The sequence below is a fragment of the Pseudomonas sp. WT-JTC genome (assembly GCF_056711565.1).
Window position 1 is genome coordinate 6,450,052 of sequence record NZ_CM160042.1, and the last position, 22,452, is coordinate 6,472,503.

Annotated in this window: 18 protein-coding genes; 14 read left to right on the plus strand and 4 right to left on the minus strand. The window is 60.3% G+C overall.

Going from position 1 to position 22,452, the window contains the following annotated elements; translation table 11 throughout:
- Positions 1-32: 32 nt before the first annotated feature.
- Positions 33-371: a P-II family nitrogen regulator gene (glnK, locus tag AC06G5_RS29410; protein WP_002555808.1), complete on the minus strand. Its 339-nt coding sequence runs from the start codon at positions 369-371 to the stop codon at positions 33-35.
- 419 nt (positions 372-790) lie between these two features.
- Here glnK and AC06G5_RS29415 point away from each other — a divergent pair, with 419 nt between their 5' ends.
- Complete coding sequence (locus AC06G5_RS29415; protein ID WP_102669366.1) at positions 791-1,051, plus strand: accessory factor UbiK family protein; 261 nt, start codon at positions 791-793, stop codon at positions 1,049-1,051.
- A 418-nt stretch (positions 1,052-1,469) separates the two neighbouring features.
- Positions 1,470-1,991 carry a BRO-N domain-containing protein gene (locus AC06G5_RS29420; RefSeq protein ID WP_480458692.1) on the plus strand — a complete coding sequence of 174 codons (522 nt, stop codon included), beginning with the start codon at positions 1,470-1,472 and terminating at the stop codon, positions 1,989-1,991.
- Between the two features lie 55 nt (positions 1,992-2,046).
- Here AC06G5_RS29420 and AC06G5_RS29425 read toward each other — a convergent pair whose 3' ends face one another.
- Positions 2,047-2,352, minus strand: a complete 306-nt coding sequence (locus AC06G5_RS29425; RefSeq protein WP_102669368.1) for a HigA family addiction module antitoxin — start codon at positions 2,350-2,352, stop codon at positions 2,047-2,049.
- An 8-nt stretch (positions 2,353-2,360) separates the two neighbouring features.
- On the minus strand, positions 2,361-2,639 hold the full coding sequence (locus AC06G5_RS29430; protein WP_480458694.1) for a type II toxin-antitoxin system RelE/ParE family toxin: 279 nt from the start codon (positions 2,637-2,639) through the stop codon (positions 2,361-2,363).
- Positions 2,640-3,017: 378 nt separating this feature from the next.
- Here AC06G5_RS29430 and AC06G5_RS29435 point away from each other — a divergent pair, with 378 nt between their 5' ends.
- Positions 3,018-4,511: a YifB family Mg chelatase-like AAA ATPase gene (locus AC06G5_RS29435; RefSeq protein WP_413427659.1), complete on the plus strand. Its 1,494-nt coding sequence runs from the start codon at positions 3,018-3,020 to the stop codon at positions 4,509-4,511.
- 6 nt (positions 4,512-4,517) lie between these two features.
- Here AC06G5_RS29435 and AC06G5_RS29440 read toward each other — a convergent pair whose 3' ends face one another.
- Entirely contained in the window at positions 4,518-5,729 is a 1,212-nt protein-coding gene (locus tag AC06G5_RS29440) for an aldose 1-epimerase family protein (RefSeq protein WP_413427660.1), read from the minus strand.
- A gap of 266 nt (positions 5,730-5,995) precedes the next feature.
- Between AC06G5_RS29440 and AC06G5_RS29445 the strand changes: the two genes are divergently transcribed.
- From AC06G5_RS29445 to AC06G5_RS29495, 11 genes are read left to right on the plus strand one after another with little or no spacing between them, the layout of a single operon-like run.
- Positions 5,996-7,363: an SrfA family protein gene (locus tag AC06G5_RS29445; protein ID WP_413703818.1), complete on the plus strand. Its 1,368-nt coding sequence runs from the start codon at positions 5,996-5,998 to the stop codon at positions 7,361-7,363.
- A 17-nt stretch (positions 7,364-7,380) separates the two neighbouring features.
- Positions 7,381-10,446, plus strand: coding sequence for a virulence factor SrfB (locus AC06G5_RS29450; protein ID WP_413427662.1), 3,066 nt, complete (start codon positions 7,381-7,383; stop codon positions 10,444-10,446).
- Complete coding sequence (locus AC06G5_RS29455) at positions 10,443-13,154, plus strand: putative virulence factor (RefSeq protein ID WP_413427663.1); 2,712 nt, start codon at positions 10,443-10,445, stop codon at positions 13,152-13,154. Before AC06G5_RS29450 ends, AC06G5_RS29455 begins: the two co-directional genes overlap by 4 nt.
- Before the next feature lie 3 nt (positions 13,155-13,157).
- Positions 13,158-14,180 carry a hypothetical protein gene (locus AC06G5_RS29460; protein ID WP_413427664.1) on the plus strand — a complete coding sequence of 341 codons (1,023 nt, stop codon included), beginning with the start codon at positions 13,158-13,160 and terminating at the stop codon, positions 14,178-14,180.
- Positions 14,180-16,171, plus strand: a complete 1,992-nt coding sequence (locus AC06G5_RS29465) for a vWA domain-containing protein (RefSeq protein ID WP_413427665.1) — start codon at positions 14,180-14,182, stop codon at positions 16,169-16,171. Before AC06G5_RS29460 ends, AC06G5_RS29465 begins: the two co-directional genes overlap by 1 nt.
- Positions 16,172-16,181: 10 nt before the next feature.
- Positions 16,182-16,883 (plus strand): ABC transporter ATP-binding protein, encoded by a 702-nt coding sequence (locus AC06G5_RS29470; RefSeq protein WP_413427666.1) that lies wholly within the window; start codon positions 16,182-16,184, stop codon positions 16,881-16,883.
- The gene (locus AC06G5_RS29475; RefSeq protein ID WP_413427667.1) at positions 16,867-18,090 is read left to right on the plus strand and encodes an ABC transporter permease; all 1,224 of its coding nucleotides are present in this window, start codon (positions 16,867-16,869) and stop codon (positions 18,088-18,090) included. The genes AC06G5_RS29470 and AC06G5_RS29475 overlap by 17 nt, the downstream gene beginning before the upstream one ends.
- Positions 18,080-19,624 carry an SUMF1/EgtB/PvdO family nonheme iron enzyme gene (locus AC06G5_RS29480; protein WP_413427668.1) on the plus strand — a complete coding sequence of 515 codons (1,545 nt, stop codon included), beginning with the start codon at positions 18,080-18,082 and terminating at the stop codon, positions 19,622-19,624. The genes AC06G5_RS29475 and AC06G5_RS29480 overlap by 11 nt, the downstream gene beginning before the upstream one ends.
- A gap of 34 nt (positions 19,625-19,658) precedes the next feature.
- The gene (locus AC06G5_RS29485; protein ID WP_413427669.1) at positions 19,659-20,396 is read left to right on the plus strand and encodes a hypothetical protein; all 738 of its coding nucleotides are present in this window, start codon (positions 19,659-19,661) and stop codon (positions 20,394-20,396) included.
- 4 nt (positions 20,397-20,400) lie between these two features.
- On the plus strand, positions 20,401-20,907 hold the full coding sequence (locus tag AC06G5_RS29490) for a hypothetical protein (protein ID WP_096513978.1): 507 nt from the start codon (positions 20,401-20,403) through the stop codon (positions 20,905-20,907).
- A 56-nt stretch (positions 20,908-20,963) separates the two neighbouring features.
- Positions 20,964-22,427: a vWA domain-containing protein gene (locus AC06G5_RS29495; protein ID WP_480458699.1), complete on the plus strand. Its 1,464-nt coding sequence runs from the start codon at positions 20,964-20,966 to the stop codon at positions 22,425-22,427.
- The last annotated feature ends 25 nt before the right edge of the window (positions 22,428-22,452 follow it).

Here is a 22,452-nt window from a genome sequence, read left to right on the forward strand (position 1 = left end):
GTTTTCTCCTGGGGCGTTGGGTTTGTGGCGGCTTAAATTGCGTCGGTATCGGTTTCGCCGGTACGGATGCGAATCGCCTGTTCCAGATTGACCACGAAGATCTTGCCGTCACCGATCTTGCCGGTGTTGGCAGCCTTGGTGATGGCCTCGATTACCCGGTCCAGATCCTTGTCGTCGATGGCGACGTCGATCTTCACCTTGGGCAGGAAATCGACCACGTATTCCGCGCCGCGATACAGCTCGGTGTGACCCTTCTGCCGACCAAAGCCTTTGACTTCAGTGACGGTAATGCCCTGCACGCCGATCTCGGACAGCGACTCGCGTACGTCGTCCAGCTTGAACGGCTTGATGATGGCAGTGACTAGCTTCATGAAAACTCTCTCCCGAATTGGTGGACTTGCCCCAGGAAAACAAACCCGTCTCAAGTCTAAGCGCAGTGCCTGGCTTTGTAACGCATCGTCGGCCTTACCTGCCCGTCCGACGCCAGCTAACCGCTCCTCGCGAAACACTCCCCGCGTTCCGTTTGGCGCACTGCATTCGTCACAGCGACTGCATCAGTGCATGGGTCACCAGCATCTAAGCAGAAAGCTTGCCATCTCCACAAAACTGACTGTTTTCAAGCCATTACCGGCGGATGGTGGATACTTCGCGACAACACCCGGCACGTTACGCACAACAACGGTGCAACGCCGTCTGTCCCAATGCGCGAAAAGCGTGCACCCCTTGCCCGCGCAAATGACTATAGACACTGCGTGATACACTGCCCGTCATTGTTTCCAGGACATTGACCATGCTCGCGCCAAAAGACTTCCTCGACGCCCTGACCGGCACCGCCTCCCGCCTCTTCAGCGGTGACACGCCTCTGCCGAAAGCTGAAATCGAAAGCCAGTTCAAGATGTTGCTGCAAAGCGCCTTCAGCAAACTGGACCTGGTGAGTCGCGAAGAATTCGACAGTCAGATGGTCGTACTCGCACGCACCCGCGCCCGCCTCGAAAGCCTCGAAGCGAAAGTCGCCGAGCTGGAAGCGAAACTGAACCCACCAGCCGAATAACACCACGGCCCCTGTGGGAGCGGGCTTGCCCGCGAATGAAGGTCGGCACGACCTTCAGCTTCACTTGTAGGAGCTGCCGCAGGCTGCGATCTTTAGATCCCAAGCCCCGCAAAAATCCCGGCAACGTCCTACAAAAATCACACCGCCGTCCGATTGTGTCGTCGAGTATCCAATCTCTAAGCTCATCCCCAGCTGAATGTTCAGCACTGGGTTTGGCGACCTGGAAAATCCCGACACACCGCGACCACATTCGAACGAGGGAATTATCCCAATCTCGAGTTATGGCGGCTGTGCGCGGGAGACCTTCGGGTCTGCCGGTTTCGGGATGCACCGGTTCGCCAACCCGCGTATAGCTGCCACCCTTTTTGTTTGGCGACGATCAGAGGCAGTTTTCTTCATTTGATCCCGAGAACTGCGCATGGACGAAAACTATCTAATCCCCCACGTCTTCACCCGCCACAAACTCCACCTCCACGCCCTGCTCCTGCAAAACCAACCCTGGTTCTGCGCCCGGGACTTGGGCCGCCTACTACGCATCTACCTCAACGACCGCCAACTCCGAAAACTCGATCCCGACCAATACCAAATCGCCAAAACCCTCATCCACGGCAACATCGAAAACACCCTGCTGATCAGCGAATCCGGCGTCTACGCATTACTGGTCTACCACTACTGCCCCGAATACCGAGCCTTGCGTGAATGGCTCACCCACGAAGTCGTCCCCGCCCTGCGAGACGCCCACCACCCCAGCACAACCGAACGTCCACAACTGAGCCTGCTCAACTGGCCGGAAATGTCGTTGAGTTTGTTGCACTGGAATAATCAGCCGTGGATACGGTTGCAGGATGTGCCGCAGCTGTTGCCAAGCGGCGAGCAGCCACAAAATGCGGTAAATCAGCCTTGGTGGAAAAGAGCTTCAAGGATGCTCCAGACATTCTGAAGAGCAAAAAAAACCCACGTGCTTGGCGTGGGGTTCAATCAATCTGAAGAAACAATCAGGCGCAGTGCGCAAGCCGCTCAACCTGATCCCGGATCGCTGCGCCTCGTTCTATTTCAGCTTTGCGCAAATCATAAGTCGATTGCAGATTCAGCCAAAACTCCGGGGTCGTATCCAGACAGATGGATAGCCTTAGCGCCATATCAGCACTGACCCCCCGACGCTGGAGCACAATATCGTTCACCGTAGGTGTCGACACGTTCAACGCTCTGGCCAGAGCGGTGGCCGTCAGGCTCAGAGGTTCCAGGTACTCCTCTTTGAGGATCTCGCCAGGATGTACCGGGCGCATACCATTCTTAGTCATTACTCACCTCAGTGATAATCGACGATTTCGACATTCTCTGGTCCGTTAAGACCCCAAGCAAAGCAAATTCGCCATTGAGCGTTGATGCGAATGCTGTGCTGACCTTTTCGATTACCTTCCAGCGCCTCCAGTCGAATGCCCGGTGGTGATCGAAGGTCCATCAATACGGCAGCCCCATCCAGCATCGTCAGCTTTCGTTCCACAACACCCAGAATGGCTGACCACATACGGGTCTTACCGTTGCGAAACAGGTACTCGGTTTCAGAACACTTAAAGCTAACGATCATAATTTAAAGCTTAACGTTATGCATTAAACTTGAGTGTATTAGCTGAGTTCACAAATGCAAACGCACCATTCTGAGTATTGGCCTCCCTTTCAAAGCTTTAGGAATCGGACTACCTGCGCCCTTCAGAAAGCCTTCGAAATCCAGTCCCGTCCTACAAAAACAAGCGGCAATTCTCATTGTATTAAAAGCCTGAAGAACCGGAACCAATCCTGCAAAAAACGCCTGAATAGTGTTTTTTTGGCGCCTCACAACTTCCCTGTTTCATACCCGCAACATCCAGCGAAAGTTTGCCCCCTCACCCACCCCACCAGATTCTCCTCCCCCGACTACCCTTCAAAAACCCGCAGGAAGCGGCCCCCGTCATCTCAAGGAACGACCATGTCCCTCTCCATCGTCCACAGCCGCGCCCAGATTGGCGTGGATGCGCCTGCTGTTACCGTCGAGGTCCACCTGGCCAATGGTTTGCCATCGCTGACCATGGTCGGGCTGCCTGAAGCGGCGGTGAAGGAAAGCAAGGATCGGGTGCGCAGTGCGATCATCAATTCGGGGCTGCAATTTCCGGCGCGGCGGATCACGTTGAATCTGGCGCCGGCGGATTTACCCAAGGATGGCGGGCGGTTCGATCTGGCGATTGCCCTGGGAATTCTCTCAGCCAGTGTGCAGGTGCCGACGTTGACGCTCGATGATGCGGAATGCCTTGGGGAGTTGGCGCTATCAGGTGCCGTGCGGGCGGTTCGAGGGGTTTTGCCAGCGGCGCTGGCGGCGCGCAAGGCCGGGCGCTGGTTGATGGTGCCGCGAGCGAACGCCGAGGAAGCGTGCCTTGCCTCTGGACTGAAAGTGATTGCCGTGGACCATCTGCTTGAGGCCGTCGCGCATTTCAATGGGCATACGCCGATTGAGCCTTATGTCTCCAATGGCCTGCTCTACGCCAGTAAACCCTACCCCGACTTGAATGAAGTGCAGGGGCAACTCGCGGCCAAGCGTGCGCTGCTGATCGCTGCCGCTGGCGCTCACAACCTGTTGTTCAGCGGGCCGCCGGGAACGGGGAAAACCCTGTTGGCGAGCCGCTTGCCGGGATTGCTGCCGCCGCTGGCCGAAAACGAAGCGCTGGAAGTGGCGGCGATTCAGTCGGTCGTCAGTTGTTCGCCGTTGAGCCACTGGCCGCAGCGGCCGTTTCGCCAGCCACATCACTCTGCCTCCGGCCCGGCACTGGTGGGTGGCGGCTCGAAACCACAACCGGGCGAAATCACCCTCGCCCACCACGGTGTACTGTTCCTCGATGAGCTCCCGGAATTTGATCGCAAGGTATTGGAGGTGTTGAGAGAGCCACTGGAATCCGGCCACATCGTGATTTCCCGCGCCAAGGACCGCGTACGCTTCCCGGCGCGCTTTCAACTGGTCGCAGCGATGAATCCTTGCCCCTGTGGATATCTCGGCGAACCGAGCGGCCGCTGCTCCTGTACGCCAGACATGGTTCAACGCTATCGCAACAAGCTGTCGGGGCCGCTGCTGGACCGCATCGATCTGCACCTGACGGTTGCACGCGAAGCCACGGCGCTGAATCCTGCGTTAAAGCCCGGCGACGATACAGCCACCGCCGCCGAGCTGGTTGCCGATGCAAGAGAGCGGCAACACAAACGCCAAGGTTGCGCGAATGCCTTCCTCGACCTGCCAGGCCTACGCCGGCACTGTAAGTTATCCACAGCCGATGAAAACTGGCTGGAATCCGCCTGCGAGCGTTTAACTCTGTCGTTGCGAGCAGCCCATCGACTGCTCAAGGTCGCACGCACGCTGGCGGACCTTGAACAAGCCGACGGGATCAGACGCGAACATTTGGCCGAGGCACTGCAATATCGGCCGACAACACTCTAGTCAGCGTCACCCCTTGGTGAGGTCAACCAACGGCGTCTGCCGCACCTCAGTCTCCCGCCCACCCTGAATCTCGCTCACCTGCTTCAAGGCCTTATCCACAGCCGCCTTATCCGCCAACAAGCTGTAGCTGATGCGGAACTGCTTGTGTTCCTTCGGCCCAATTGTCGGTACCAGGCTCAGTGGCCGCTGATAACGGCGGTTGTAGGAAAAACTTGTTCCCGGTTCCAGCCCCGTGACATAGCCCTGGCCTCGGGTATCGGTGTTTTTCCACAGGGAGAACACGGGCAGTGTCTGAGTGTTGAAGCCGACCGAGACACCCAGGCTGCCGGCCTTGTTATGCAGAACGGTCAATGTATCGCCCTTGGCATCGGCATACGGCACCACGTTGTAAACCGTCTCGTCGTAGTCCTTGGTCGGTGCGCGGTAGGTTTGCCAGTCGGGCAGATCGCCCTTGGCCTTGTCGTTGAACGGCGACACCTGTTTCACCGGCGCGGCGAAACGGGCGCCCTGCTCCAGGAACGGGGTGCTGAAGTTACTGTGATACAGCGCCTGGTATTCCTTCGGATAGTCGCCGTTGTTGGTCAGGGTGTCGTTGAGGGCGAACACTACGCTGCCGGGTTCGGTGACCAGTTCGGTCGCAACGGAGAAGTCGACCTTCTTGAACGCCTGCTCTTTCAGTTCGCCGCGCAGGGTGATGGCGTACGGTGGTTTTTCATCGATGTGCAGGGTGACTTTGCTGGCGGGGATGTTGGCGGCGCGGCCATGCAGAGTCAGCAGTTCACCGTTGTCGACGCCCGGGTGGCCGACCCATTCGTAGCCGCAGCGGGTGACCAGCTCATTGAAACCTTCCAGCCAGCCCAGACCACCGCGGCCATTGAGTTCGATGAAGGACGGATTGACCACTTCCTTGACCGGCGAATCCCAGCCCATGCGCACATTGCCGACCGAGGCCTGCAAGACGTTCATGCCGCGAGTCGGCACTACCGAGAGTTTCATCGTGCCGTTATCGATGTCGACGATGCTGACGCCCTCCTGCCGACCGCCGTGCAAGGTGCGCAGGGTGACGCTGAAGGGTTGGTCGGTTTTTATGCCGAGTTGCTGGCTGGTGATCTGCCAGTTTTGCGCGGCTTTGTCGCTGTCGAGCAGGACGTAATCCCAGGCCATGGCGTGGGAGGCGGACAGCGCGCCAAGGACAACGAGGAGTTTGAGCGAGGTCATGGGGGAAGCCTTTCTTGGAGTTGTGCATTTTTTATAGCGCTGATGAAACGATTCAGCAAGCTTAAAAAGCTTACGCCCCAGCCTTCCCAAGCCAATTAAAATTGACCTTATGCAACCTCCGCATGCTTACGTTAGTCTCATAAGGTTTGAACCTCCGGCAGTTTGGCGGTGATATCATGATGATATTAAGGTCGCCCGCTAAATGCAGGAGCAAGTACAGACACATTTGTCTGTCATTTTTGCGCAACGGATCGTATGGAGTTTGAATGCGCGGGGCACTATTACGCAGCGGTAAGAGCGGGTCATTCACTGCACTCGGCGAAACAGGTCAACCGGTCTACCGGGCAGCCCTGCAATTGCGCGAAGCCATTCGCCGCAAGAACCCCGATTTGGTCGATCATCTGGCCATCCCTCAGAGCGATGAACTCGGCAACCAGATCGATTGGTACAGCGCCCTCGACGGCGATGTGATTCCGTGGAGCAGCGCGACCGAAGAAGAACGCGCCCCTGCCCGCCGCCAGCTTGAAGCCCTGAAGACCGCGCTCGAAGAATTGAGCCAGCGTTTCCTGGGTACTGATTCCGGCGAACAGCAGCAAGGCGACAAAGCCGTGTTCGGTAAGTTGCTCAAGCGCGTCATTCATATCCCTGACGAAAACTTCGTGTACCTGGTGCAAGGCAAACCGGTGCTGACCTTTTGGGGTTTCGAGCACGCAGGTACCGACCTCAATCGCGATCCCCTGCACTGCCTCTATCAGGTTGCGCCGCTGCCACCCGTGGTCGAAGCGCCTGTTGTTGCGCCCGCCGTGCCCGTGGTGGCTCGTCCGTGGTGGCGTCGCTGGTGGTGGCTGTTGCTGCTGCCGCTCCTGCTGCTGCTTTTGTGGCTGTTGCTTGGCCTGCGCGGTTGCGTCCCGATTCCATTGGTGGCGGTAGACCTGCTGCCCGAGGGCCTCGTGCCGGTGGAAAAACAGCTGGAAGAGCCGCCAGTGACCGGCAATGTCACGACGCTGAATGGCGTCCCGGTGACAGGCACCGTTGTAGGCTCCAGCACTGCAACCGGCACCGGTACCGCCGTGACCGGAACCCATGACGTGGAGGCGCCGGCAGTCGAAGGCAACGAGGCTGACGCAGCACCCGCCGACTTGACCAAAGACCCGGCCAAAGACCCGGCAGCCGAAAACAAAACCACGCCCCCCGAAAACAAAACCGCGCCGCCGGATGTCACATCGCCCGAAGCAGAAAAATCCGCCGCCACAAAACCCGGCCCTCCCCTGAGCATCCCGCCAGACGCCGCCGACGGTGCCGCCAGGTTTCTCGATGGTCAGTACAGCGCAGGCGCCGGGATACAGGACCGCCGGACCGGCAAGCCGCTGCGTCTGGAATACCAGCTCAAGGACGGTAAGGGCCAAGTCACCGTGCACCAGGCCGACGGCTCGAAATGTAGCGGGCCGGTGAGCGCTACTATGAAGGGTGGCAGCCTGGCCATCGACAGCCAGGGCCAGGCCGTTTGCGGCGATGGCAGCACTTACGACATGCCCAAGGTCAACTGCCGCAAAGGGGCGACCACCGTCGCGGACTGCACCGGCGGTTACGGAAAAGAACAATTCCCCATGTCCATGCGGCAAGTGGCCGAATAAAAACGGAATAACCCGACATGTTGCCTGAAGTCACTCAATTCGAAGACACCGTCACGCTGGTCAGCGACACCGGCATCCAGTTCATGGATTTCGCCCTGCGCCTGGATCCCCGCAAGGAGCCGGCGGGCGAGTTCGCACCGATGATCAGCGGGCTGATCTGCCGCTTGGCGTACAACGAAGAGAAAGACTTCTTTTTCTACGAGCCCGAACCGGAAAAGGTCGAAAAAGCCAAACCTGCGTTCAGCGTCGACATGAAAAGCAGCCTCGATTTGCTCGACGGCATCTGGCTGCCGACCCCGTTTTTCCGCTTCATGCCGCCGCATCGCTTCGACGAGGGTCCGACCAACTGGTCGCGCATGCGCCTGGTGAAACTGGCGACTCCCGACATCGACGGTAACACCCACCGCCTGACGATGGCGTTCGACAGCCGTGTGATGCCCAAGCGTGACGGCACTGCATATCTGGCGCCAAACGAAGAAGACATCAGCTCCGGCGTGTCTTTCAAACTGGCGACCAAGGCTAGCGAAACCCGCTGGTTTCTGGCGCAGCCGTGGGTCAACGAGTGGTTGCTGGAAGTGTTCAATGAGGGCAATGCCCACCGTTCGCGCGCAGAGCTGGACATCGACATCCGCGCCAACCATCACCTGGCGCACTACCTCAACTTGCTCAGCCTGTTGAGCAAACCGTCAGCCGCCCAGCAGTCGAAAGCCCGGGCGAAAGTTGAAATTCCCGAGCTGAAAGTGGTCGCCAACGACAGCAATGGCCTGGTCAAACCGATTCCGGTGGACCTGGTGCTGGACGTCGGCAACTCGCGCACTTGCGGCATCCTGATCGAAAACCACGGTCAGGCCGGCTCCGGGCTGAAGCAGAACTACGTGCTGGAACTGCGCGACCTGATCACCCCCGAACACACCTATAACCTGCCGTTTGAAAGCCGCGTGGAGTTCTCCCAGGCGTACTTCGGCAAGGACCACTGCTCGGTCAAGAGCGGTCGTCACGATGCGTTCCAGTGGGCGACGATTGCCCGCGTCGGCAATGAGGCCAGTCGTCTGGCCAGTCGTCGTCGCGGCACCGAAGGCTCCACTGGCCTGTCCAGCCCGAAACGCTATCTGTGGGACGAAAACGCCTATGGCCACGGCTGGCGTTTCAACTGCTCGTACATCAAGACTGATAACGAGCCGTATGCCACCGCCGCGCCGTTCTCGCACCTGATCAACGAAACCGGCGAGGCGCTATACAGCCTCGAAGAAGACGATCGTCTGCCGGTGTTCATGCCGCGTTATTCACGCAGCTCGCTAATGACCTTCATGCTCGCCGAAGTGCTGGCCCAGGCGCTGTCGCAAATCAACAGCCCGGCCCAGCGCTCCCGCCAGGGTCACACCCGCGTGCCGCGCCAGCTCAACAGCATTACCCTGACCGTGCCGCCGGGCATGCCGCAGGCCGAGCGCAGCATCCTCAACGAACGCATGCTGCAAGCCATCGGCCTGGTGTGGAAAAGCCTCGGCTGGCATGCCGGCGAGGAAGATCCACATCAGGAACAGGCCGTCAGCCCGCGCACGCCGATCCCGAGTATCCGTGTGGAATGGGACGAAGCGTCCTGCGGCCAGTTGGTGTACCTGTACACCGAGGTCAACGAGAACTTCGCCGGTCACCCGGAAGAGTTTTTTGACACCATCGCCCGGCCGGACAAAGCCGACCGCCAACGCATCACCCTCGCGACCATCGACATTGGCGGTGGCACCACCGACCTGGTGATCACCGACTATCGCCTCGACCGCGCGGGCAATACCGGCAGCGGCAGCAACGTGCACATCGTGCCCGAACAGCGTTTTCGCGATGGTTTCAAGGTGGCCGGCGACGACATCCTGCTGGACGTGATTCAGGACTTCATCCTGCCGAGTTTCGAAAAAGCCTTGCAGAACGCCGGCGTGAAAGCCCCGAACTCACTGATGTCACGGCTGTGTGGCGATGAATCGGTCAGTGCCCAGGACATGATCCTGCGTCAGCAATTGAACCTCCAGGTGTTCGCCCCGCTGGGCCTGGCGCTACTCAAGGCGTACGAGCATTACGATCCGCAGGTTCCGCAAGAAGTCATCCCGCAAAGCTACCGCCAACTGCTCGGTGACAACGCAATCAGCCAGACCGTGCTCGACTACGTCAATGTCGCCGTGCGTCGCGATGTCGGCGCTCAGAGCGGTTTCGACCTGTATGCCGCGCCGATCAGCTTCGACCTGCAAAAGCTGCATGCCGCGTTCCTCAACGACCAGATCAACATCACCAAGATCCTTGGTGCGCTGTGTGAAGTGGTCGCGCATTACCCGTGTGATGTCTTGCTGCTGACCGGCCGCCCTTCGCGCCTTCCCGGCATCCAGGCGTTCATTCGCAAGGTGTTGCCACTGCCACCGGGGCGTATTCTGGCGCTGCAAAACTACCGCACCGGCGGCTGGTATCCGTTTCACAGGAACGGCCGGATCGACGACCCGAAAAGCACCGCCTCGGTCGGCGCCATGCTCTGCCTGTTGTGCGCCAACCACAGCGTGCCGAATTTCTACTTCCGGGCATCGGCGCTCAAGCCGTATTCGACGGTCAAGCACATCGGCGTCATCGACCTGAACAACGTGATCAAGGATGCCGACGTGCTGTACCGCGACATCCAGTCCGAAGACTACAAAATCAAGCTGCCGGAAATTGGCGTTGGCGACGCCGCGGACACGCCACAGCTGGAAATGCGCGGCGATCTGCGCCTCGGTTTCCGCCAGTTGGCCGCTGACCGCTGGGCCGCTTCGCCGTTGTATACCTTGCGGTTCACCAAGGCGGGTCGGGAGAAGTTTTCCCGGGCAATCGGTGAAGACGGCAGCGCGCCGCTGCTCAAGGTGCGGTTCGAGGTCAAACCGGCGGACAAATACACGCGCAAGCAAGATCTGGTCAGCGACCGCCTCTCGGTTCGCGATATCGAATCCAACAGTAACAACGTCAACTTCAACCCGCGCAGCGACCTCGAGCTGGAACTCAACACCATGCTCGACGCCGGCCTGAGCGAGACCAAGTACTGGCTCGACAGTGGAAGTGTGAAACGCAAATGAATGACCTGACCCCCGATCAAACTCAGCTCTCTGCCAATTGGGCCGCTGTTTATGAAGGCGCCGGTCAGGCGCTGGACTGGATTGGCCAGACGCGTGGCAATGCGCCGCGCCTGGACAGCGAAGCCGACAACCTGAACATCCGCCTGCACCGCGCCCGCAACCTGGCCCAAAGCCTCGGTCGCGTGGCCTGCACGCCGATGACCATTGGCTTTTTCGGCTTGTCCCAGGCCGGCAAGTCCTACCTGATTTCGGCCCTCGCCGCCGGTCAGAACGGCAAGCTGGAAACCGAGTTCGGCAGCCATCGCCTGGACTTCATCAAGCACATCAACCCGGTGGGTGGCGGCAAGGAAGCCACCGGCCTGGTAACTCGCTTCAGCCGTCGGGCGACGGTAAGTCAGGACAATGACTTCCCGGTAGAACTCACGCTGTTCAAGGAAATCGAACTGGCGAAGATTCTCGCCAACGCCTGGTTCAAGGATTTCGACCTTGAGCGGATTTCCTACGAGATCGATGAAGAACGCATCCAGCGCGTGCTCAAACCGTTCGAAGGCCGCGAAACCGGCCCGCTGCAAACGGGCGTCAACGCCGACGATCTGGTGTCGCTGTGGGATTACCTGCGCGACAACTTCCGCAACTCGGTGAAGAAGCTTGAGCACCTGTACTGGCCCAAAGCATTGCAACTGGCGCCACGCCTGAATTTCCAGGAACGGGCCGAGCTGTTTTCGATCCTCTGGGGTGAGCAAAGCGAGTTGACGCGCGTGTACCAGCAACTGGCCGGCGCGCTGCACAAGCTGGGTCTGCCCGAGACCGTGTTCGCACCGTTGAAGGCCTTGGTGAGTTTCGACAACGACACCTACAGCCAGCGCGACAGCATCATGAACGTCGACATCCTCGAACGCTTCGGCAGCCCGCTGGACTTGCCGATCGATGTTCGACCGCTGGTTGGCGATCGCCTGCAAAACAGTCAGGCGATCGCGGTCGCGCAACTGGCGGCACTGACTGCCGAAATGACCTTCCGCCTGATCGAAGCGCCAGTGGATGACATCGTCAATCAGGTCGACCTGCTGGATTTCCCCGGTTATCGCGGGCGCCAGAAACTGCACGAGATCGCCGATTCCAACGACCCGCAATCGACCGCCAAGGACAACTCCGTTTCCCAGCTGATCCTGCGCGGCAAGGTCGCCTACCTGTTCGAACGCTACACCGACAACCAGGAAATGAACGCACTGGTGGTCTGCACCAGTTCGACCAAGCAGAGCGACGTCAACGACGTGGGCCCGGTGCTGACCCGCTGGATCGAAAAAACCCAGGGCGCCGACTCGGCCGCTCGCAGCAAGCGCGATACCGGCCTGATCTGGGCGCTGACCATGCTCGACCTGCGCATCACCAACTCCCTGAGCCTGACGCCTGATCAGTACGACGAGAGCTGGAACGGCATGGTCAAGCTGACCATGCTGGAGCGCTTCGGCAGCCTGAGCTGGATGAACGACTGGGCTGGCACACCGTTCCAGAACACCTACCTGGTGCGCAAACCGCGTATGGACGCGGCATTCATCGGGCAAGACGCGACCGGTGCGGAAACCGGCCTCAATGCCATCTATCAGGAACGTGTCAGTGCGCTGGGCACCAGCTTCGCCAGCAACGCTCTGGTGTGCAAACACATCAAGAACCCGGTCAACGCCTGGACAGAAATGCTGCGCAACGATGACGGTGGCATCAGCCACTTCAGCGGCAGTTTCAAAGGCGTGGCCAATATCGAATTCAAATTGCAGCGTATCCGCGAGCAATTGAGCGAATGCCTCGAAGGCCTGACCACTCACGGCCTGAGCACCTGGTACCACGCTGACGACGACGGCGCCGCAGCCGCCAAGAAAGCCAAGGCGCAAATGATTCTGACGGGCCTGGGCCGTCGCCCGGCGGTGCTTGGCGAATTGATCGATCAACTCGACATGCCGAGCGAAGAGGTGCGCGACCTGTACCTCAGCGGCGTGTACGAAACCGATGACGAGCCGGCCGTGAACGACGAACCGGCCACCCCGACACCGAGCCAGAGCTTGTACGGCAACGACGCCGGTTTCGATTTCGACTTCAGTGACGACCTGAGCCAAGACGTGCCGGTCAGCAGCAAAACCGCCACCCCGGCGCCGGAACTGCAAAGCAACGAGCACCGTTTTGCCAAAGCGGCCTTCAAGGCCTGGATCGCGCACCTGCGTGAACTGACCACCCGGCAAAGCCTGCTCAACCTGCTGGGGCTGGAAAAGGCCTTGCTGGAAGCGGTGGTCGATGAACTGATCACCGCCGGCTATCGCCAGGACTTGCCGGGGCAACTGAGCCGCGCCGTCCTCAAGCGTGCACAAAGTGGCGCGCGGCGCGATCAACTGGTCGAACGCCAGGTACTGGAAGTGCAGCGCGTGCTGCGCGATTTCGTGTCCTGGTTCGGCTACCTCCAGAAGCCGGTGAGCGAGCGTCCGAACAGCCGCGCCGGTGCCAAGGCGCCTTTGTTTTCGTTCTACACCGACATTGGCCCCGGACAAGTGCCCGTACTGCCGGCGCAACCGTCCAATCAGGCGCAACGGTATCTAGGCGACTGGCTTTCGGGCCTGGCCTACATCACGCAGGACAATGCCGGCCATGGTGCCGGACGTGAAATAACCCCTGAACAGAACGAACGGCTGGGCCAAGTGCTCACAGCCTTCGCAGCGAGATAAGCAATGCCAATTCGTGTCGACCTGCTCGCGTTAGAGCCCAATGTGCCTGGCCAGGCCCGCCTCACCGTGAAGAAATGGCAGGGTGGCGAGGAACAGCTGGAGTTTTCCATTCAGCGCAACCAGGACGGTTTTTACCTTCAGGACCACAAGGTCTGGAGCAACAATCCATTCTGGTTCAAGGTCTCGCGTTTCAACCTCACGGCCAACGGCGAAGCTTTGGAAACGCAGGTCGGCCCGCGCGTGGTCGACCCGCTGCTGGAAGGCGGCGCCAACTCGCAATTCCAGATCGAACTGCGCGAACAGAGCCAAGGCCACGCCGACAAAGGCGTGGTTCGGCCAGGCGTCGGCTTGCTGCCGTCCACGGCCGGCGGCCAGACACGCTCGACTTACGGCGGTGCCGAACTGACGGCGCCGAGCGCACCGGCACCGGAGAGCCCTGAGATCCCGGAGCTGCCTGAACTGACCCTGTCCACCGCCGAGCCAGAAGTGGAGTTGGAGTCAGTGCTCACCGAGCCCGCCTACGCGCCGCCTCCCGCACCGGTGAAGAAAAGCAACAAAGGCCTGATCGGCCTGTTGATTGTGGTGTTGCTGCTGGCGGCGGGCGCAGGGTTCTGGTTCTACAAACGTCCCCCGGCCCCTGCGGTTGCAGCCACTGCCGCCGTACCCGCCAGCGCCGACGCTCAAGCCTGCACCCTCGACAGCATGAACAGCCTGCCCGAGTTGACCTTCGTCCAGACCTGCATCAAGGCGGCACCCGACAGTGCCAGGTTGCTGGAGATCATCAACCAGGCCAAGGCCGGCAAGCACTGCGGCGTCGCCCAGCGCTTGTACGCCAACCGTGCCCAGGCCGGTGACGCGCTGATCGCCAACGCCTATGCCCGCGAATACGACCCTAAATACCTGAAGGCCAGTGAGTGTTTCCCGGCCGCGGACAACGCCACCGCCGCCTACTGGTATGAAACCATCCTCACCCAGGACCCGAACAACGCCGAAGCCAAGCAGCGCTTCGAGGAGTTGCAGAAGTGATGCGTTCGCCCCTGAGTCGATTCCTGCTGAGCGGTGCCGCATTACTGGCGCTGTGCATCAGCCCGCTGTCCCAGGCCGATGACAAACCGCTGATCCAGGCCGGTAAAAAGACCCTGTTCCAACGCGTGCTGACCACGCCGGGCTGCAAAGTCAGCCCGACGGCGGGCGGTGCGGCAGGCGACGCACAACCGGTCTTCAGCCGCTTTTATGTGTACGAGCGCGCCCAAGCGAACAACGCCGAGTGGCTGAAAGTCGGCCCCGACAGCTACGGCAAAACCATTGGCTGGCTGCCTGCCAGCTGCACCACCGACTGGAAGATGCAGCTGACGCTGGCCTTCACCAATCCGGCCAACCGCGACCGGCTGCTGTTCTTCAAGGACCGCGCCACCGTCGAAGGCATTCTTGATGCACCGGACCCGGTCAGCAAAGTCGCGCCGCTGCGGGCCACGCTGAAAAAGGGCCAGCAAGCACCGGGCGTACTGGCTGAAGAACCTGAATACTTCGTCGACCTGCAAAAGCAGTTCTACCTGCTGCCGGTGCTCAGTGGCGAAGAAGTCATGACCGAAAGCGGTTTCCGCACGCGCCTGCTCAACGTCGCCTCCGTCAGCAAGCCGGATGACAAGAACGCCAAGGGCGGTGCTGCAAACAGCGCTGCCGGCAGCAAGGAAGCCGAAGAGAAAAAGGCCAACCAGCTGAAGGAATTCAGCGCGGCCGTGGTATTTGTCATCGACTCGACGATCTCGATGGACCCCTACATCGACCGCACCCGCGAAGCGATCCGCAAGGTTTACCAGAAGATCGAAGCGCAGAATCTCGGCAAACAGGTCAAGTTCGGCCTGGTGGCTTTCCGCTCAAACACCCAGGCGGTGCCGGGGCTGGAATACACCACCAAGATGTACGCCGACCCGACGCAGGTGAAAGACAGCGCCGACTTTTTCGCCAGGATCAAAGACCTCAAGCAGGCCACCGTGTCGAGCAGCAGCTTCGATGAAGACTCGTTTGCCGGCGTCATGGAGAGCATCGACAAAGTCGACTGGAGCCAGTTCGGCGCACGCTATGTGGTGCTGATCACCGATGCGGGCGCCATCGAAGGCGAAGACAAGCTGTCGAAGACCGGCTTGAGCGCTACACAGGTGCGTATCGAAGCCGCCAACCCGGGCGTGGCGATTTACACCCTGCACCTGAAAACCCCGGCCGGAGCCAAGGACCACGCCAAGGCCGAGGCGCAGTACCAGAACCTGTCGACCTACCCGGGCACCAACACCTCGCTGTATTACCCGGTGAACGCTGGCGATGTGCAGGAATTCGGGCGCAAGGTCGACGCACTGGCCGGGGCGATCACTACACAAGTCAAAGCCGCCTACATGGGCGAAGACGCCATCGGCAGTGCGGCGAACGCCAAGCAGGACCCGGCCGAGAAAAAAATGCTCGAAGACGCAGCGCTGATCGGCCACGCCATGCAACTCGCCTATCTCGGCGAGAAGACCAACAGCAAAGCCCCGCCAGTGTTCAAGGCATGGATCACCGACCGCGACCTGATCAAGCAGAACATCCCGACCACCGACGTGCGGGTGCTGTTGACCAAGTCACAGCTCAGCGACTTGAGCGACGTGATGAAGCAGATTCTCGATGCCGCCAACGAAGGCCTGATTTCGCCGACGGAAATGTTCGATCGCCTGCGTTCGGTGGCGGCGACCATGGGCGCCGATCCCAATCAGCTCAAACAGAACAGCAACGCCAAACTGGCGGACATGGGCGTCCTCGGTGAATACCTCGAAGACCTGCCTTATCAGAGTGAAGTGCTGAACCTGGATGAAGAGACCTGGAAGAGCTGGGATGGTCTGGCACAAGAGAAATTCATCCGCACGCTGAACACCAAACTGCGGCATTACCAGCGTTACAACGCCGATGTCGACCGTTGGGTAGCTTTAGCCAAAGACAGCGATGCGCGGGACAACGTCTACCCCGTGCCTCTGGAAATGATGCCTTAACGAGACGCCCATGCTCGATATCAAGAACCTGCTGGTGCGCCGTGGTGAAGGCGCACAGGCCCATCACGTGCGACTGCCGCACTTGCGGATCGGTGCCGGGGAAATCCTCGCCATCACCGGCGAGAGCGGCAGTGGCAAAAGCACGTTGCTCGAAGCCATCGGCCTGTTGCTCGCGCCGGTGGAACTCGAGCGCTTCCGGCTGGGCCCGACGCACGCTCAGGATATCGCCCAACTGCTGGCCACTGACGACCAGCCTGCTCTTGCAGCGGTGCGTTCACGGCATTTGGGATTCATTTTGCAGAGCGGCGGTTTGCTGCCGTTCCTGAGCGTGCGGGACAACATCAGCCTGCCGCGCCGTTTGCTCGGGATGCCCGCAAAAAGCGATCACATCGACCACGCCGTTGACGTGTTGCGCCTGCAAGGGTTGCTGGATAAACAACCTCAGGCCTTGTCGATCGGCGAACGCCAGCGCGTTGCCTGCGTTCGGGCAATTGCCCATGAACCGCTGCTGCTGTTGGCCGACGAGCCGACCGCCGCGCTCGACCCTCACAGCGCCCGGCGTTTGTTCGAGTTGCTCCTGAGCCTGGTGTCGGGCATGGGCCTGAGTGCACTCGTTGTATCCCATGACTGGACCTTGCTGAAAAATTTCGGCTTGCCGCGACTCGGCGCTATCAGCCATCAGGGAGAGACTCTGTTTGAACCGATGGACTGATCGCTTGCACCTGCTGGGCTCACTGGCACTGCAAGACCTCTGGCACGACCGCAAGGTCTCGCTGTGCATCGCCGCCTCCCTGGTGGCGGTGATCGCGCCGTTGTTGTTGCTGTTCGGGCTCAAACACGGGGTGGTCAGCCAACTGCAGGACGAACTGCTACGCGACCCGCGCAACCTTGAAGTGAAGATGCTCAGCAACGGCAACTACGACACGGCCTGGATCGAGCGTTTGCGCCTGCGCCCCGAGACCGGTTTTGCCCTCGGCCAGACTCGCTCGCTCAATACCCAGGCTGACCTGCTGATCGGCATGCAACGGTTTGTCGAAGGTGCGGAAATCATCGCCACCGAGCCGGGCGACCCACAACTGAACCTGGCGTCACTCAACCCCGTCGGCAATCAAGTGATCCTCAGCGCCAGCGCAGCGCAACGCTTGCAGGCCAAGGCCGGCGACAGCGTGCAACTGCGGGCCTTGCGCCGCCTGGAAGGTGTCAATGAACGCGGCGAGATGGCGCTGACGGTACTGGCCGTGCTCGACGGCGCCCGCTTCGGTCGCGCTGCCGGGTTTGTCGCCCCGCCGCTGCTGCTGGATCTGGAGCGCTTTCGCGACGGTTATCAGGTCAGTGAGTTCGGCGTTACCACCGGCAAGCCTCAGGGTAATCTACAACCGCTGTATGCCCGCGCCCGCGTGTATGCGCGCGACATCGATCAGGTCGCGCCGCTGGAACACTGGCTCAACGAACAACACATCGAAACGTCGAGCCGACTGGCCGACATCGACAACGTCAAGGCCATCAACCATGTGCTGGGGCTGATCTTCGGTGTGATCGCCATGGCGGCGCTGATCGGCTGCGTAGCGTCGATGGTCGGCGCGTTCCTGGCCAACATCGATCGTAAACGCAAAAGCCTGGCGGTCCTGCGCCTGCTGGGTTTCAAACGCAGGGCTGTCGGCGGTTTCGTAGTCCTGCAAGCGCTGGTGCTGAGTCTGGCCGGCTACGTGGGCGGGCTGGGGTTTTATGCCGTGGGCAGTCATTTGTTCGACTACCTGCTCGGCAGCAGCCAGACCACCGGTACCTTCGTTTGCCACATCACTGTCTGGCACGGCGTTGCCGCCCTGCTCCTGACCTTCCTGGTCGCTGCATTGGTGGCTATGATCGGCGCCCTGCGAGCCATCAACATCCAACCTGCGGAGAGTCTGCGTGAGCTATAAACGTTTTGGCTTGCTGTTACCCCTGAGCCTCGGCTACTTGCTCGATGCCTCGGCGGCGGGCTGGGAAGAGAAGTATTACAACCCAATGCCCGAGGCTGGCGACGTCGTGCTGCCGATGCCCTGCGAAGGCTCGATGGTGTTTCGCAAGGTGTTCATTCCGGTCGCAGGTCCCTTGGATGACTACCCGATCAGCATCGGTCAGGACGGCGCGGAATACGGCTATGTCGAGCAGACCCGCCCGACCTTTATCGCCGGCAGTTTTACCGGGGCCAAGAACGACAAGTCCCGCTACTACCTGATGGCCAAGTACGAGATGAGTCAACTGCAATACGCCGCGCTGACCGAAGCAACCTGCCCCGCCGCCGCCACCAAGATGCGCTTGCCGCAAACGGCAGTGAGCTGGGTGCAAGCCATTGAGGCCGCCGACAAATACAACCTGTGGCTGCGCAAAAACGCCGCCGGCAAGCTGCCCAAGGAAGACGGCGCCCAGGGTTTCCTGCGCCTGCCAACCGAAGTCGAATGGGAGTTCGCCGCCCGCGGCGGGCTGGAAGTCGGTGCCGCTGAATTCCGCGACACGCACTACCCGATGCCAGAAGGCATCAACGCCTACGAGTGGTTCGCCGGGGCGCAATCGTCCAACGGCAAAGTGCAATTGACCGGTCTGCAAAAGCCCAACCCGCTGGGCCTGCATGACATGCTCGGTAACGTCGACGAAATGATGTTCGAGCCGTTTCGCCTGAACAAACTCGACCGCCAACACGGTCAGGCCGGTGGCTACGTCGTCCGTGGCGGAAACTACCTGACCGCGCAGGCCGACCTGCGTACTGCATTGCGTAAGGAAGAGCCGTATTACAATGCCGAAGGCCAGGTGAAAAACAAGACCACCGGCCTGCGACTGGTGCTGGTCTCCCCGACCCTCACCTCTCGCGAACGGGTCGCCAGCATCGAAAGCAGCTGGAAGAAACTCGGCACCGGCAGCAAGGAAACCGAATCCGCCGACAAAGGCACCGTACAATCGCTGAACAGCCTCGCCTCGGGCGTCGAAGACAAAGCGCTCAAGGAAAAGCTCCAGGCCCTGGAGAACCAGCTGCGCGCCAGCAATCAGCAGCAGGAAGAAACCCGCGATCAGGCGATCCGCGCCAGCCTCAACCTGGGTGCGTTCCTGTGCACCAAGATGCTCGACGACGGCCAGTACGTGGACTTCCTGCAAAAGAACTACAAGCTCAATTGCGAAGGCGCGGACAAAGACGCCAGTTGCGACATGCGTAAAGGCAAGCTCGAGGAGCAAAAGGATCGCCTGCACAAACTCAGCCGTTACTACGCCAGCAGCCTGGTGGAATCGGCTACCTTGTACGGCCAGCCACTGCTTGAAACGCAAGTCCCGGTGATGGAAGAAATCATCACCCGCAACAAACAGCTGCAAGACCTCAAACCTTACTTGCGCACCCACTGGGCCAATCAGAAGGCGTTCCTGCAAAAGCAGAAAATCGACACTGAAGCCTGGCTGACCAGCTGCAAAACCGTCACTCAATAACAATGCGTCAACACCGTTACGTAGGAGTTTCACCATGTCGCGCAGCCTTTGGACTCGCTTCAAGCTACAGATCGCTTTCGTAGTCGCCGGCAGCCTGCTAATGACCGGTTGCGCCAACACCGGCAGCTCCATGCTGGACGACGGCGAAGGCGGCGGTGCCGACCCGCGCCTGACCCAGGGCAATGACGCAGAGTTCTTCAGCAAGTCCGGATACCAGGCCTGCGCCGTCGGCGCCGGTGTCGGCATCCTCGCTTGCGCGCTGTCCAACAGCAACAACAAAACCGTGTGCGTCATCGCCGCCGGTATTACCGCGTGTGGCGTGGCCATGGGCGCGAACTATTACCTGGATCAACGTCGCGCCGAATACGCCGACACCTCCACCCGCCTGGCGAAGATGAACAGCGACGTCCAGCAAGACACGCAGAACGTGATCGCCCGGACTGCGACCGCTCAGCAAGTGATCAATGATGACCATGCGCAAATTGCCCAGATCAAAAAGGACATTGCCAACAAGAAAGTCGACAAGAGCAGGGCCCAGGCGCAAATCGCCGGGATCGATTCGGACATCGCGCGCCTGCGTAAAGACCTGGCCAACATGCGTACCAAAGTCACCGAGTACAGCAAAGTGGCAGACGCCGAGCGTTCACAAGGCTCCAGCGCCGAGATCAGGCAAGTGGAGATGAACATTCAAAGAATGAACCAGAAAGTCGTCAGCCTGCAGAAGGAAGTCGACGCTCTGTACAGCCAACGCTCCGCAATCACCCTGGGTTAAGCCTATGACGCCAAGACAACTGATGCTCATCACTGCCGTCCTGGCCCTGAGCGGTTGCGCGAGCCAGCCCGGCGAATGCGATGCGACCAATCGCGACAGCAGCATGCTGACCAAGATGAACTGCGACTACTCCGGTGGTTACAGCGATCAGGTCAAGCAGAAGGAACTGGCACTGAGCGAGTCCCGGCAACAAAACGCAATGTTCCGCCAGGTGTACGAGAACATTCAGGCCCAGCAGCTCAGCACCAAGACCGATCTGGCCAGCCAGCAGAAAGCCCAGGCGGCGTTGAATCAGTCGCTGGCGCAACTGCTGACCTCGCTCAAGGCCCGGCGTGGCAATGAAGCCCAGGTGCAGAAGCAGATTGCCGACCTCGAGAAGCAGCTCAAGGCTTCGCAAGCGGCGCCAACGACCAAATCAACGCCCGCGACGCTGGCGGCCAAGCAGCAAGAGCTGAAAACGTTGCAGAAGAAGGTCAACCAGCTGCAATTCAGCCTCGGCTACGAAGAGTAACTTTTCACCCTGCAAGCATCCCGATGGATGCCTGCACTTTTTCAGGAATCGTCGTCATGCAGCGGGTCATCAGGGATGCGCAAGCCACATCGGAGGGGATGAGTGCGCTGCAAGCCAAAGTCGCCCTCATCCAGAAACACTTTCCGCCGACCGTCGCCAGCCTGTTTGCCATCCCGCGGATGGGCAGCGGCGACGTACTGGAATGGTGGACCGAACTGGGCGGCCAACCCACGCCCTATGCCGAACTCAACGAGGACGCGCAACGACGTTTGCTGCAAACCTATGAGGTGCGTCAGACGTCCCTCGGACAGCTGGCGGATGAACTGCAAAAACGCGGTCAACCGACGGAAGCGGATGACCTGCGCAGCCTGCTCGGCACGCCTGAGCTGGACAAACTCTACAGCCTCAACGGTGAGCCTTTGGTGGTGCGCTGGAACCAGCGTCCGCCCAAACCGATCATGCCGCCGGTCGTGCCCGTCCTACCGCCGTCGCGTCGTGGCTGGTGGATCGCGGCGGCCTTGCTCGCGCTGCTGTTGCTGCTTCTGGCGCTCTGGCTCTGGTGGTTCCTGCACCGTGAGCCGGTTGTCGTGGTTCCGCCTGTAGCGCCTGTGGCACCGGTAGTGACGCCGGTTGAGAAACCGGTTGAGCCTGTCCCCGCGCCTGTCGTGGAGCCGGAACCGAAACCTGTTCCGGCTCCAGAGCCCACGCCAGAACCGGTACCGGAGCCCAAGCCGGTCCCGCCACCAAAACCGGCACCGGCACCTGAACCCAAGCCGACTCCGCCACCCAAACCGGTTCCACCACCAAAACCGGTAGTGGCTGCCCCGCCACCAGCCCCGACGCTGGACAACTTCGCATGTCGCAAAACAGCGCCGAAGTCAGAGGTTCCGCAGTTCGTGGTGGTGCTCGACACTTCGGGCTCCATGGATTTGAACATCAAGTCAGTGAAAGCCGACGAGGACTGGTTCTACGGTCCTGACATCAACAAGCTCCTGGACCCGAACCGCACCATGCGGCTTACCGCCAAACCCAGCCGCATGGACATCGCCAAGGACTCGCTGGCCGGCATGATCAACGGGCTGGACCCGAAGATCGACACACGCCTGATCACCTTCGCCGGCTGCGAAAGAACACCGGACCAGGGTCTGTTCAAGTTCGGCGACCGCCCGCGGCTGATCAACGGGATTCGAGGCCTGGTTCCCGATGACGGCACACCGCTGGCCGACAGCCTGGCCCACGCGGCGAGCACGGTCGACGGGCGCAATAACGATGCGGTTATCGTGATGTTCGTCGACGGTGAAGACGGTTGCGGGCAGGACGTTTGCGCGGTATCCCGTCAAATCGCCAGGGAACAACCGCGCCTGCGGGTCAACGTGGTGAAAATCGGTGCTGGCGGCCCGTCACGCTGTATTGCTGAAAACACCGGAGGTCGGGTTTACAACAGCACCAATGCGGCTGAGTTGGGTAACCTGTTGAAACAGGCGAGCAAGGAAGTATCCAGCAATGCCAAGTGCGACTAGCTTGGGGACTGATCCGGCTTGCCCG